This is a genomic window from Bordetella sp. BOR01, from assembly GCF_019218885.1.
Classification (GTDB): domain Bacteria; phylum Pseudomonadota; class Gammaproteobacteria; order Burkholderiales; family Burkholderiaceae_B; genus Bordetella_A.
The window spans coordinates 114,290-127,274 of record NZ_JAHUWT010000003.1 but is presented as its reverse complement, the minus strand read 5'-3'; the positions used below and the strand labels follow the sequence as shown (position 1 = coordinate 127,274).

The window sequence follows — 12,985 nt, the reverse complement described above, 5'->3', positions numbered from 1 at the left end:
GGAAAGGGTACGTCGGTATGCGCGTAAACGTGAAAGCTTACCAAAATCGGCCGGTGTTCCGGGCTGCCCTTGCTTCAGTCAAGGGATGTCTACCATGCGCATCCGGCGGGTCAGGGTGCCGGCTCGCGAACTCAGGTAGCTGGTACTGCGGTGTTTGTCGTAGTAGCGCGGGTTGGGCAGCATGGCTGCCAGGCGTGCCGCCTGCGACGAGCCCAGGCCGGCGGCGCTGGTCTTGTAGTAGTGGCGGGCGGCCGCTTCGGCGCCGAACACGCCTTGGCCCCATTCAGCGACATTCAGATACAGCTCTAGTATGCGCTGCTTGGGCATGACGTGTTCGATCATGTAGGTCAGCACCAGCTCCTGGCCCTTGCGCAGGTAGCTGCGCGAACTGGACAGGAACAGGTTCTTGGCCAGTTGCTGGGTAATGGTCGAGCCGCCGCGCCTCTTGGGGCGGCCGCGCGCCTCCTGGCGCTGGTTGTATTCCCAGGCTTTGCGGATGGCATCCCATTCGACGCCGTCGTGTTCGGTGAAGTTGGCGTCTTCCGACGCCACGACCGCACGCTTGAGCGAATTGCTGATGCGGTCGTACGGCACCCATTGGTATTTCAGCTCGGCGTCCGGATCGCTTTCGCGCAGGCGCGACAGCTCCTGGCGCATGATGGCGCTGCTGCCCGGGTCGCGGTAGGCATACCAGACCACCAGGCAGAACATCCACAACTGGTACATGATGACCAGGCACAGCAGGGCCATCAAGCCCGCGCCGATGACCCGGCCCCAGCGGATACGGCCCACGGTCGAACGGCGCGACGGCATGCCCGGTCAACCCTTGGCCAGCAGCGCGGTGCGCAGGGTGGCCAGCACCGGCGACGGGTCGGGCCGCACGCCATGCCAGATGAAGAAGCTCTCGGCGGCCTGCCCCACCAGCATTCCCAGCCCGTCGGCGGTGCGTGCGGCGCCGTCTTCGGTGGCCTGGCGCATGAAAGCGGTGGGGTGGGCGTCATACATCATGTCGTAGGCCAGGGCGTCGGGGGCATACAGGCCGCGCGGCAGGTCGGGCGCGCCGCCCTGCAGGCTGCTGGCCGTGGCATTGATCACCAGGTTCCAGCCACCCGCGACACCCGCCTCGGCCAGGGCCCCGGCCGTCACCTGGGTGCCTGGCCGGGAGCCCGCCGTAGCCCAGCCTGCCGCCAGGTCGTGCGCGCGCTGGGCCGTGCGGTTGACGACCTGGATCCGGGCGCATCCGGCGGCAGCCAGGGGGCCGAGCACGCCGCGGGCGGCCCCCCCGGCACCCACCAGCAGCACGCGCGCGCCTTCCAGCACCACGCCCAGCCGCAGCAGATCTGCCACCAGCCCCACGCCGTCGGTATTGCAGCCATGCCAGGCGTCGTCGTGCAGCCACAGCGTATTGACCGCGCCCGCCAGGCGGGCCCGCTCGCTCAGGTGCGCACCGGCCAGTTCGCGGGCTTCTTCCTTGAACGGCACGGTCACGTTCAGCCCCAGGCCGCCCTGTTCGCGAAACGCCTGGACAGTGGCCGCGAAGCCGTCCACCGGGGCCGGCAGCCGCTCGTATTGCAGCGGCTTGCCAGTCTGCGCCGAGAACATGGCATGGATCTGCGGCGAACGGCTGTGCGCCACGGGGTTGCCGATCACGGCATAGCGGGGCAGGGTACTGGCCTGGCTCATGGGGCTTGGGTTTCCAGGGTGTCGTTGACGAAGTGCCAGGTGCGGGTGATGACCAGCATATCGGCCTCGCGCGCGATCCGGGGCGGAAACGGCGGGAACGGCGCCGCCATCTGCACGATGCGGCGCGCGGCCTGGTTCAGCACGGCGTGTTCCGAGGGCTGGTCGATCTCGACATTGGCCACGCTGCCGTCGGCACGCACCGATACGGTGATCTGCAGCGAGCCATAGACGCGGCCGCGGGCTTCTTCAGGGTAGTGCTGGGTGCCGATGGCCTCGACGCGCGAACGCCAGGCATCAAGATAGGCGGCATAGTGCGAGGCCCGCGCAGAAGGCGCCACGAATTCCTTGCGCGGCTGCGCGTTATACGCCTGGACGCGGGCGGCCAGCGTGGCCACCTGGGCGTTCTGTACCAGGCCGGGCTGGTCGTGTACATCTTCGCCCTGCGCGGTGGCGTCGGGCCACGGGTACACAGGCTGGCGCTCGGCGCCGGCCTTGGCCTGCGCGTGAAGCTGGCTCAACAGCTGCATCTGCTCGGCCTCGAGCTGTGCCTGGCGCTTGCGCATGGCCTGCAGCACGATGGTCTCGGCCGATTCGCCAGTACGCGGCAGCGGCGTGGCCGCCACCCCGCGTTCGGCATTGCCGCCGCCATCCACCTGGTTCTGCGCCACGACCTGCGCCTGGGCCGGGGCGGAATCGGTGCGGGCGTTGACCAGCACGATCTCGAGCGCCGCCTGCGCCGGCCGGGCGGGCGCAGGCGCGCCAAAGCGCCACGCCAGCGCGCCGGCGTGCAGCAGCAGCGAGATCGCCAGGCCGATCCGCAAGTAATGCTGGGCGGGCGCGCTCAGCCAATACAAGAACCGGCTCGGCGTCGAAGAAGAATCAGCAGAACGATACACGGGGGCATTTTAGACGCCTGCGGGTGCCAGTGGGAGTGGCTCGATTTTTGGGGGATGCGTTTGTTCTACTGGCGTCGGCTCGGGGGGCGCGACCGCCTTGGCTTCACGCCAACCCAATCCGACGCCACAAGAAAACCCCCGCACCCCGGCAAAACCCGCCTCAATCAAGCAGCCAACCCAACATACCGGCAATCCAACTCCAACCCCAATTCATCCGCCCCCAAGATATCCAATTGAACTCCAGTGCCCCGTTCGAGCTCGGGCATCCCTCCCACTCGGGTCACCAACGGCGCATTCCCCAGCCGCACCAGATCGTCGCGCAATACGTGCGCCACGGCATGCGTAATGCCTTGCTGTTGCAGCCAGCGCAGGCACCAGTAGCGCTCCATGTTGCCCTGGAATTCATTCCAGGCGGCGTACTGCGCGTCGAAGGCGCCGATGATCGCGAACAGGTCGGCATCGCGCGGCTTGAAGGGGGCCACCAGGCGGGCCGACACGCCGTGCTCGACCGCGGCAATCAATTGCCACTGGTTGACCAGGTCCACATAGCGGCGCAGCGGCGAGGTGCTCCAGGCATACTGGGGCACGCCAATCGCCTCGTGAGGCAGGGCCTGGGTGCTCATGCGCACGCGCCCGGCCTGCTGCGACCGGTAGATGCCCGGCACGCCGTGCTGGTGCAGCAAGCCGCCCCATATGTTGTTGGCCAGGATCATGTATTCGGCCACCATGCGGTCCAACGGCGCATTGCGCTGGCGCGGCACCAGGCGTACCGGGGTGTCGGGGTCGTCGGGGTTGCCGTCCAGGTAGAAGCTGTACTCCACCCGCGAGTTGTTCTCGGGCTTGCCCCGCACGGCATCGCGCTGCGCCGACAGGGCACTGGCCAATTGCCACAGCGGCCGCAGCCAGTGCCCATAAGGCAGCGGCGCGTCGGGGTCGTTCAGGGCGGCCTCGGTGATCTGCCCGTCCAGCTCGTTGTGGCGCAGGTTCTGGCGCACCACCACGCGTTCCAGCCGGGTCTCGGACGCGGCGATCTCGCCGCTGGCCGGGTCGGCCGTCACATAGAGCGACAGCGCCGGCACCTCGCGGCCCGCATCCAGCGAAAACGCCTGGATGACGTTGTCCGGCTGCATGGGGATCTTCTCGCCCGGCATGTACACGGTCGACAGGCGCGCGCGCGCCAGCTTGTCGAGTTCGCTGTCGCGGGTCACGGCCAGGCCGGGCGCGGCGACGTGGATGCCGACGCGCACCTTGCCGTCGGGCAGGGCGGTAACCGACAGTGCATCGTCGATTTCGGTCGTGGTGATGTCATCCACCGAATAGATTTCGGCATCGGCCAGCGGCAATTCGCGTTCCAGCGACGGCACCGCCGTATCCGGAAAGCCGGTGCCGCGCGGGAAGTGCGTGGCCAGGAAGCGGCGCTTGTGCAGGGCCAGCGGATGCGGCCAGGCGCCCAGCTCCAGCAGTAGCCGGTCGGGGCTTTTCTGCAGCCGGGCGCAGGCGGCATCCAGGGCTTTCCATGGCATGCTGTTCTTGTCGGGGCGGATCAGCAGCGTTTCGGCAACCTGGGCGATCTCCGCCGGCAGGCGGCCTGCGGCCATCTCGTCGACCCATTGCTGCTGCTGTTCGGCCTGCTTCTGCTTCTTGTCCAGCGCCGCCAGCGCGGCGGCCAGGATATCCGGGGGCGCGGGCCGGTAGCGCCCCTTGCCGCGCCGGTGAAAGTGCGCCGGCGCGCCATGCAGCCGCATCAGCAGCGCGGCCTGTTCCATGGCGCTGGGCGCGTGGCCGAAGTAATCGGCCGCCAGGGCGGACGAGTCGAACTCTTCCTGTGGCGCGCATTCCCACAAGAACTGCAGGTCCAGCGCCTCGGCTGCCTGCGCGGCCTGGGCCAGCAGCGCGGCCGGCGCCGGCTCGGCGAATGTGAACAGCGTGTTGGCGCGCTTGATCTTGCTGCGCTTGCCCGATTCCGACTCCACCTGCAGGCTGGCATCGGTTTCGGACAGGATATTGCCGGCTTTGAAGCTGCCGTCTTCTTCGTAAAACACGTACATGATCAGTCCATCGGTGGCGCGGCATTCGCGCTGGTGCCGCACGGGCGGGCACCTGCTTGTCTATATAGGTAGGTAAGGGGGGCTATCAGGGGCCGGCAGTCTCAAGGGCGAAGTCCAGTACTTCTGGCAGCCAGCGGTCGAAATCCGACAGGCCATGATCGCTGCCCTGCACGATGCGCTGGCGGCAGCCGGCATAACGCGCCTGCATTTCCTGCCAGTCGAGCACTTCGTCGCCGGTGGCGGCCACCAGGAAATAGCGCTCGGGCTGCGTCACCGCCGGCACCCGCGCCGCAGCCAGTTCGTCGACGTATTCGGCGCGGAACTCGAACGGCGCGTCGGAATGATACATGCGATGCGGGCCCACCTGCGTGGCCAGGTCGCGTGCCGCCTCGACCGCGGGGTTCAGCAGCACCGCCTTGCAGTCCAGCTGCTCGGCCAGCCAGGTGGCGTAGTAACCGCCAAGCGACGACCCGATGATGGTCAGGCGGCGCGGGCTGTCCGCCTGGGCCAGTTGGTCGCGGGCCAGGCCCAGTGCCAGGTCCAGCGCCTGGCGCGGGCTGGCGGGCAATTGCGGGCACTGCCAGTCGCGCCCGCCCCCCAGGCCCCGGGCGGCCATGGCCTGCGCCATCAGGCGGGCCTTCAACGACCCGGGCGACGAGCGAAAGCCATGCAAATACAGAATCATGGCGTTTCTCGCCGCGCCAGCGCGTCGAGCAGCTTGCCGTGCACGCCGCCGAAGCCGCCGTTGCTCATGACCAGCACATGGTCGCCAGGCCGGGCCGCCTGCGCCACCGCGGCCACCAGGGCGTCCAGGTCATCGTAGCTGGCGGCGCGCTCGCCCAGCGGGGCCAGCACTTCGTCCGGATTCCAGCCCAGCGCATGCTTGCCGTTGCGGGCGCCAAAGCAGAAGACCCGGTCGGCCAGGCGCAGCGCATCGGGCAGGCGTGCCGCCATGGCGCCCAGTTTCATGGTGTTCGAGCGCGGCTCCAGCACCGCCAGGATGCGAGCCTGCCCCACCTGGCGCCGCAGGCCTTCCAGGGTGGTCTCGATGGCGGTAGGGTGGTGGGCGAAGTCGTCGTACACCTTGATGCCACCGGCGGTGCCGCGCAGTTCCATGCGGCGTTTCACGCCGCCGAAGCGGCCCAGGGCCGCCACGCCTTCGGCCGGGTCCACGCCGGCGTGTTCGGCCGCCGCCAGCGCCGCCAGGGCATTCAGGCGATTGTGCTCGCCGCCCAGCGTCCAGCGCACTATGCCCATCGATCTGCCATCGCGCCGTACCTCGAATGCGCCGTCCGCATCGGCCGGGCCGGCCTGCCACGCGCCGCCTGGGCCGAAGCTCGCGGTTTCCGACCAGCAGCCGCGCGCCATGACCCGGTCCAGCGCGGCGCTGCCGGTGGGCAGCACAATGCGGCCGCGCCCGGGAATCGTGCGCACCAGGTGGTGGAATTGCGTCTCGATGGCCGCCAGATCCGGGAAGATGTCGGCGTGGTCGTATTCCAGGTTGTTCAAGATGGCGGTGCGAGGGCGGTAATGCACGAACTTCGAGCGCTTGTCGAAAAAGGCCGTGTCGTATTCGTCGGCCTCGATCACGAACGGCTGCACCGCCGGATCGTAGCGGGCCGACACCTTCAGGTCGTGCGCAACCCCGCCGATCAGGAAATTGGGCCGCAGGCCGGCCGCCTCGAGTATCCAGGCCAGCATCGAACTGGTGGTGGTCTTGCCGTGCGTGCCGGCCACCGCCAGCACATGGGCGCCGGGCAGTACGTTGTCGCCCAGCCATTGCGGGCCCGACACATAGCGGGCACCTGCATCCAGAATGGCTTCCATCAGCGGGTTGCCGCGCGTCACGACGTTGCCGATCACGTACAGGTCAGGCGCCAGGGCAAGCTGGTCGGCGCCATAGCCTTCGATCAGTTCGATGCCCTGCTCGGCCAGTTGGGTGCTCATCGGCGGATACACGGCCGTATCGCAACCCGTGACCCGGTGTCCGGCCGCCCGCGCGATCAGCGCCAACCCACCCATGAAAGTGCCGCAAATGCCAAGAATATGCAGGTGCATTGATGTTCTCCTGGCCGCATTGTAGAGGCTCGCCCACCGCCATTCGGCGCCTGCGGTTATGATCGGGCCATGAATCGCCGCCTTTTCTTGTATGCCGGCGCCGCGGTGGCCGTTGCCGCCGCAGCCGGTGGCTATGCTTACCGCGAACGCAACCGCGCCAGCGCCGTGCCCGATGTTGCTCCCCCTGCCGCCGGTGATCCGGTTGCCGCCTTGCGCACGCTGCCGCTGCCTGACCTCGATGGCAACTCCCACACGCTGGCCGAATGGCAGGGGCGGCCCATGGTGGTCAATTTCTGGGCAACCTGGTGCGCCCCTTGCGTGAAAGAAATGCCCGAACTGCAAGCCCTGCACGAAAAGCATGCGGGCATCCAGTTCGTGGGAATCGGCGTGGATAAAGCCGAGAACATGCGGGAATTTCTGCAAAAAGTGCCGGTGTCCTACCCGCTGCTGGTAATGGGGGGCGGGGCCATCGACACCCTGCGCACCTTGGGCAACCCAGCTGGCGGCTTGCCATTTACGCTGGTTTTCGATGCCAATGGCCGAATTAGCCGGAAAATCCTGGGCCAGATTCAGATGGACGATCTCGACCGCACGCTTGCCGGATTGTCCACCTGATCCGGCTGTTTTATTCAGTAACAATATTGCACCGCCGCCGCGTATCTGTTGGACAAATGATGTGAATAGGCGTAAAAAGGCGGTTTATCGATAGTTTTGCCGACACTTTGCGGCTGGCCTTCCGGCGCAACCCACATGGCGCAACAAATCCTGGTTTTGCACGGCCCCAACCTGAACCTGCTGGGTTCTCGCGAGCCCCATATTTATGGCAGCTTGACGCTGGCGCAGATCAACCAGGGCCTGGACACGCTGGCCGCGCAGCTTGGGGTCGGGCTGACCGCATGGCAAAGCAACCACGAAGGCGCGCTGGTCGATCGTATCCAGGCCGCCCGCCAGGACGGCACCGATTTCATCGTCATCAACGCGGCGGCCTACACGCACACCAGCGTCGCGGTGCGCGACGCGCTGGCAGCGGCCGCGATCCCTTTTGTTGAAGTACATTTGTCGAACTTGTATAAACGCGAGCCATTCCGGCAGCATTCCTACCTATCCGACCTGGCCGTCGGCCTGGTCTGCGGCCTGGGGGCCGACGGCTACGAGGCGGCAGTGCGTTATGCGGCACGGCATTAGTGCGGCATTCCAGTCTCCGGATTCACTCCTTACCTCCACATACAATATGGCGCGGCCCTGACGCAACGCGCCGCCAACACTAATCGGGAAGCAGCTTCTATGGACCTCCGAAAACTCAAGACCCTGATCGACCTGGTGGCGGAATCGGGCATTGCCGAGCTTGAAATCACCGAAGGCGAAGGCAAGGTCCGCATCGTCAAGTTCTCGCAGACCCTGCAACCGGTGGCCTACCATATGCCCGAAGCGCCCGCCGCCGCCGCTGCCCCGGCCGCCGCCCCTGCCGCGCCGGCCCCCGAAGCCCCGCCCGCCGTGCAAGGCCACGTCGTCAAGGCACCCATGGTGGGCACCTTCTATCGCGCGCCCAACCCCGGCGCCGCGCCCTTCATCGATGTAGGCCAGTCGGTCAAGGAAGGCGACCCGTTGTGCATCATTGAAGCCATGAAGCTGCTCAATGAAATCGAAGCCGACAAGTCCGGCGTCATCAAAGAGATCCTCGTCGAGAACGGCGAACCCGTCGAATACGGCCAACCGCTGTTCGTCATTGGCTGATTGCTGATATGTTTGAAAAAATCCTGATCGCCAATCGCGGCGAGATCGCGCTGCGCGTTCAACGTGCCTGCCGCGAGCTCGGCATCAAGACGGTGGTGGTGCACTCCGAGGCCGACCGCGACGCCAAGTACGTACGCCTGGCCGACGAGTCCGTGTGCATCGGGCCGGCGCCGTCGCGCGAAAGCTACCTGAACATGCCCGCCATCATCTCGGCGGCCGAAGTCACCGATTCCGAGGCCATCCACCCGGGCTACGGCTTCCTGTCCGAAAACGCCGATTTCGCCGACCGGGTCGAGAAAAGCGGTTTCGTGTTCATCGGACCGCGTCCCGAAACCATCCGGCTGATGGGCGACAAGGTCAGCGCCAAGCGCTCCATGATCGAAGCCGGCGTGCCGGTGGTGCCCGGCTCGGAAGGCGCGCTGCCCGACGACCCGCAGGAAATCGTGCGCGTGGCCCGCGAAGTGGGCTATCCCGTGATCATCAAGGCCGCTGGCGGGGGTGGTGGGCGTGGCATGCGCGTGGTCTATACCGAGGCCGCGCTGCTCAATGCCGTGGCCATGACCCGCTCCGAGGCCGGTGCCGCCTTCAACAACCCCGAAGTCTATATGGAGAAGTTCCTCGAGAACCCGCGCCATGTAGAAATCCAGGTGCTGGCCGATGGCGGGCGCAATGCCGTCTGGCTGGGCGAGCGCGATTGCTCCATGCAGCGCCGCCACCAGAAGGTCATCGAAGAAGCGCCGGCCCCGGGTATTGCCCGCCGCCTGATCGAGCGCATCGGCGACCGCTGCGCCGACGCCTGCCGCAAAATGGGCTATCGCGGCGCGGGCACGTTCGAGTTCCTGTACGAAAACGGCGAGTTCTATTTCATCGAAATGAACACCCGTATCCAGGTCGAACACCCCGTCACCGAGCTGATCACCGGCATCGATCTGGTCCAGCAGCAGATCCGCATCGCCGCAGGCGAGAAGTTCCTGTTGCGCCAGCGCGATGTCGTGTTCAAGGGCCATGCCCTCGAATGCCGCATCAACGCCGAAGATCCGTTCCGCTTCGTGCCCAGCCCCGGCCGCATCACCAACTGGCATACGCCGGGCGGGCCCGGGGTGCGCATCGATTCGCACGCCTTCAACGGCTATTTCGTGCCGCCCAACTACGACTCGATGATCGCCAAGGTCATCACGTACGGTGACACGCGCGACCAGGCGCTGGCCCGCATGCGCATTGCGCTGTCCGAGATGGTGGTGGAAGGCATTTCCACCAATATCCCGCTGCATCGCGAACTGCTGCAGGATGCCCGCTTCATCGAAGGCGGCACCAGCATCCATTATCTCGAGCAAAAGCTGGCCCAGCGCCCTTGATGCACAGGCGGGCCGTCATGGCCCGCCTTACCGGAAGAACCGCCATGCGTGAACTTGTGCTTCATTGCCTCGAGGCGCAGGCCGAAGCGCTGTCCGATGCGCTGCTCGAAGCCGGCGTGTTGTCGGTCTCGGTGGAAGATGCCGACCTGGGCACCGAGGCCGAGCGCCCGTTGTTCGGCGAACCCGGCACCGAACCCGATGTGCAGGCCTGGGACCGCAACCGCGTCGTGGCGCTGCTGCCCGATGGCGCCGATCCGGCGCAGGTCTACGAACAGGCCATGGCCGGGGCCGGGCTCGACCCCATCCTGGCCGGCGGCTGGACCTTGCGCGACGTTCCCGATGCCGACTGGGTGCGCCTGACGCAGTCGCAGTTCGGCCCCATTCATATCGCCCGGCGCCTCTGGATCGTGCCCAGCTGGCATCGCGACGATCCGGCCGTGCCCGGCCTGGCCGGCCTGGCCGACGACGCTATCCATATCGAACTCGATCCGGGCCTGGCCTTCGGCACCGGCAGCCATCCCACGACCCATCTGTGCCTGGCCTGGCTCGAGGCCGAACTGCCGGCCGGCGCCACGTTGCTCGACTACGGCTGCGGTTCAGGCATCCTGGCCATCGCGGCCCGCAAGCTGGGCGCCGGCGCCACCGACGCGGTCGACATCGACCCGCAGGCAGTGCAGGCCACGGCCGACAATGCCCGCGTCAACCAGGTCGAACTGCAGGCCATGCTGCCCGACGGGCTGAGCGACGGCACGTACCAGGTGGTGGTGGCCAATATCCTGTCCAACCCGCTGAAGGTGCTGGCTCCCATGTTGGCCGGGCGCGTCGCGGCGGGCGGCCAGTTGGTGCTGTCGGGCGTACTCGAGCGCCAGGCCCAGGAAGTGGCGGCCGCCTATGCGCCCTGGCTGTCCATGTCGGTCTGGCAGACCCGCGATGGCTGGGTCTGCCTGCACGGGCGCAAGAGCTGAGCGGGCCGCATGGAAAACTCGCCATGGCCATGACGACCCGCTGCCCGCAGTGCGGCACCGCCTTCAAGGTGGTGCCCGACCAACTGCGGGTGCGCAACGGCCTGGTGCGCTGCGGCGCCTGCGCGACGGTGTTCGATGGCCGTGCCTGCCTGGTTGCGCAAATTCCGCAAGCCGATCCGTCCGCCCGGCAGGCACCGCCGGCGGCGGGACCCCTGCCCGAATCCGAATCCGAATCGGTATCCGCGCCATCGCCGATACGGCCGATTGCCGATCCTGCCGCGGCGCCCATCCCGCATTTGTCGGCGCGGCCCGAACCCAGCCTGGGCGCTTCTCCGGCCGTCTTGCGGGGCCGCTCCGACATCCGGCGGCACGATCCCTATGTCGGCCAGGCCACCGAAGCCGATGACTTAGACGCATTCGACGACGAGCCCACCGACGATGACGAGCCCACGTTGCGGGCGGAACCCGTCGCTGCCGGCCCCGGCGTCCGGATACCGCTCGAGGCCGGCACCGAAACCCCAGATGCTGACGCCGGCATGGCCGAGGCCGAGTCCGAATCCGACGCCCCCCATGTCACGGTCCAGCCCGCCGTGCTGGGCGAGGCCCGCACCCGCTATTACGGCGCCACCGACGTGGGCCGTACGCCGCCCGAATTCCTGGATACCGACCGCCAGGACCGCCGTCATTTGCTGCGCAGCCTGTGGGGCTATGCCTGCGTGCTCGGCTTGCTGCTGTTGGCGCTGCAATTGGTGTATGTGTATCGCTCGGCCATCGCGACCGCCGCGCCGCCGCTGCGCCCGCTGCTTGCCAGCCTGTGCCAGCCGCTGGGCTGCCAGATCGGCTACGCGCGTCGCATCGAACGTATTTTCATTACGTCTTCATCGCTGCAGCCGCCGCGCGGCCAGGCCGGGGCATCCGCCCGGGACGATCTCAGCAGCCTGGTGTTGCGGGTTTCCCTGCGCAACCGCTACGACAAACCCCAGCATTGGCCGGCGCTGTTGCTCGACCTGACCGATCTTTCCGATACCGTGGTGGTACGCAAGGTGCTGCGGCCTGAAGACTATCTGTCGCCCAGCCAGGCGGCGGGCCCCTTCGAGCCCGGTGCCGAGATCAATATCGAGGTGCCTATCGACGTGTCCGGCGCCCATGTAAACGGCTACCAACTCGACAAGTTCTTTCCCTGAAGGATGACAAGCATGACGGCTCCTGTTCTGGTTTGCGGTTCGATGGCGTTCGACACCATCGCGGTATTCGATGGCCGCTTCAAAGAGCACATCCTGCCCGATCGCATCCAATCGCTCAGCGTGTCGTTCCTGGTACCGGCCATGCGCAAGGAATATGGTGGATGCGCCGGCAATATCGCCTACAACCTGAAGCTGCTGGGCGGCCACCCGGTGCCCGTGGCCACCGTGGGCGACGACGCCACCGACTACCTGGAGCGCTTCACCAGCCTGGGGATAGACACTTCGCGCCTGCGCGTCATGCCGGGCACCTTCACGGCCCAGTGCTTCATCACCACTGATCTCGAAGACAATCAGATCGCCGCATTCCACCCCGGCGCCATGGAACTCTCGGCGCAGAACGACCTTGGCGGCGCCCAGGCCGCCTGGGCCATCGTCGCGCCGGATGCCAAGGCCGGCATGTTCGCCCATGCCGAACGGCTGCACGCCGCCGGTATCCCGTTCATTTTCGACCTGGGCCAGGCCATGCCGCTGTTCGACGGGGCCGATCTCGACCGCATGCTGGGCATGGCCCAGGCGCTGACCGTCAACGACTACGAGGCCGGCGTGGTCGAGCAGCGCACGGGCCGCAGCATGGCGCAGATTGCTGCCGGCTTGCAGGCCGTGGTGGTGACGCGCGGTGCGGAAGGCGCCACGCTGCTGGTCGATGGCACCAGTATCGAAGTCCCGCCGGTTCGTCCCACCGCGGTGGTCGACCCCACGGGCTGCGGCGACGCGCATCGCGCGGGGCTGCTGTACGGGTTGACCAACGGCTGGAACTGGCTGGATAGCTGCCGCCTGGCCAACTTGATGGGGGCGATCAAGATCGCTTCGCGCGGCCCCCAGAACCATACGCCCAGCCGTGCCGATATCGACGCGCAATTGCGCGCGGCTTACGACATCGGCTTGCCGGCCTAGGGGCGGGGTTACTGGGCCGCCGGCATCAGGAACTGCCCGGGCAGCCGGTGGTCGAAGCGATGGCCGGCCCGCTGGAAAAGGCAGCCATCAAGGCGTTACGCCGTGGTT

13 protein-coding genes are annotated in these 12,985 nt (G+C 67.1%); 7 read left to right on the top strand and 6 right to left on the bottom strand.

Going from position 1 to position 12,985, the window contains the following annotated elements; genetic code table 11:
• Nucleotides 1–78: 78 nt before the first annotated feature.
• The 6 genes from mtgA to mpl form a co-directional block, all read right to left on the bottom strand.
• The gene (gene mtgA / locus KW845_RS15415; protein WP_218370166.1) at nt 79–813 is read right to left on the bottom strand and encodes a monofunctional biosynthetic peptidoglycan transglycosylase; all 735 of its coding nucleotides are present in this window, start codon (nt 811–813) and stop codon (nt 79–81) included.
• A 6-nt stretch (nt 814–819) separates the two neighbouring features.
• Nucleotides 820–1,683: a shikimate dehydrogenase gene (gene aroE, locus KW845_RS15410; RefSeq protein WP_218370165.1), complete on the bottom strand. Its 864-nt coding sequence runs from the start codon at nt 1,681–1,683 to the stop codon at nt 820–822.
• The gene (locus tag KW845_RS15405) at nt 1,680–2,579 is read right to left on the bottom strand and encodes a TonB family protein (protein ID WP_218370164.1); all 900 of its coding nucleotides are present in this window, start codon (nt 2,577–2,579) and stop codon (nt 1,680–1,682) included. Before KW845_RS15405 ends, aroE begins: the two co-directional genes overlap by 4 nt.
• A 164-nt stretch (nt 2,580–2,743) precedes the next feature.
• Entirely contained in the window at nt 2,744–4,627 is a 1,884-nt protein-coding gene (locus KW845_RS15400) for a ribonuclease catalytic domain-containing protein (RefSeq protein ID WP_218371387.1), read from the bottom strand.
• Nucleotides 4,628–4,712: 85 nt separating this feature from the next.
• The gene (locus KW845_RS15395; protein ID WP_218370163.1) at nt 4,713–5,312 is read right to left on the bottom strand and encodes a YqiA/YcfP family alpha/beta fold hydrolase; all 600 of its coding nucleotides are present in this window, start codon (nt 5,310–5,312) and stop codon (nt 4,713–4,715) included.
• Nucleotides 5,309–6,685, bottom strand: a complete 1,377-nt coding sequence (gene mpl / locus KW845_RS15390; RefSeq protein WP_218370162.1) for a UDP-N-acetylmuramate:L-alanyl-gamma-D-glutamyl-meso-diaminopimelate ligase — start codon at nt 6,683–6,685, stop codon at nt 5,309–5,311. The genes KW845_RS15395 and mpl overlap by 4 nt, the downstream gene beginning before the upstream one ends.
• 69 nt (nt 6,686–6,754) lie before the next feature.
• On the opposite strand from mpl, the gene KW845_RS15385 reads away from it, so the two are divergent.
• The 7 genes from KW845_RS15385 (at nt 6,755) to KW845_RS15355 (ending at nt 12,877) form a co-directional block, all read left to right on the top strand.
• Nucleotides 6,755–7,300, top strand: coding sequence for a TlpA disulfide reductase family protein (locus tag KW845_RS15385; RefSeq protein WP_218370161.1), 546 nt, complete (start codon nt 6,755–6,757; stop codon nt 7,298–7,300).
• 135 nt (nt 7,301–7,435) lie between these two features.
• Nucleotides 7,436–7,870 carry a type II 3-dehydroquinate dehydratase gene (gene aroQ, locus KW845_RS15380; RefSeq protein ID WP_218370160.1) on the top strand — a complete coding sequence of 145 codons (435 nt, stop codon included), beginning with the start codon at nt 7,436–7,438 and terminating at the stop codon, nt 7,868–7,870.
• Nucleotides 7,871–7,969: 99 nt separating this feature from the next.
• A complete protein-coding gene (gene accB, locus KW845_RS15375; RefSeq protein ID WP_218370159.1) occupies nt 7,970–8,419 on the top strand; it encodes an acetyl-CoA carboxylase biotin carboxyl carrier protein in 450 nt (149 codons plus the stop codon).
• Nucleotides 8,420–8,427: 8 nt separating this feature from the next.
• Nucleotides 8,428–9,774, top strand: a complete 1,347-nt coding sequence (gene accC, locus KW845_RS15370) for an acetyl-CoA carboxylase biotin carboxylase subunit (protein ID WP_218370158.1) — start codon at nt 8,428–8,430, stop codon at nt 9,772–9,774.
• A 44-nt stretch (nt 9,775–9,818) separates the two neighbouring features.
• Complete coding sequence (gene prmA, locus KW845_RS15365; protein WP_218370157.1) at nt 9,819–10,739, top strand: 50S ribosomal protein L11 methyltransferase; 921 nt, start codon at nt 9,819–9,821, stop codon at nt 10,737–10,739.
• A 23-nt stretch (nt 10,740–10,762) separates the two neighbouring features.
• Entirely contained in the window at nt 10,763–11,923 is a 1,161-nt protein-coding gene (locus KW845_RS15360; RefSeq protein ID WP_218370156.1) for a DUF3426 domain-containing protein, read from the top strand.
• 12 nt (nt 11,924–11,935) lie between these two features.
• On the top strand, nt 11,936–12,877 hold the full coding sequence (locus KW845_RS15355; protein WP_218370155.1) for a carbohydrate kinase family protein: 942 nt from the start codon (nt 11,936–11,938) through the stop codon (nt 12,875–12,877).
• Nucleotides 12,878–12,985: the final 108 nt, after the last annotated feature.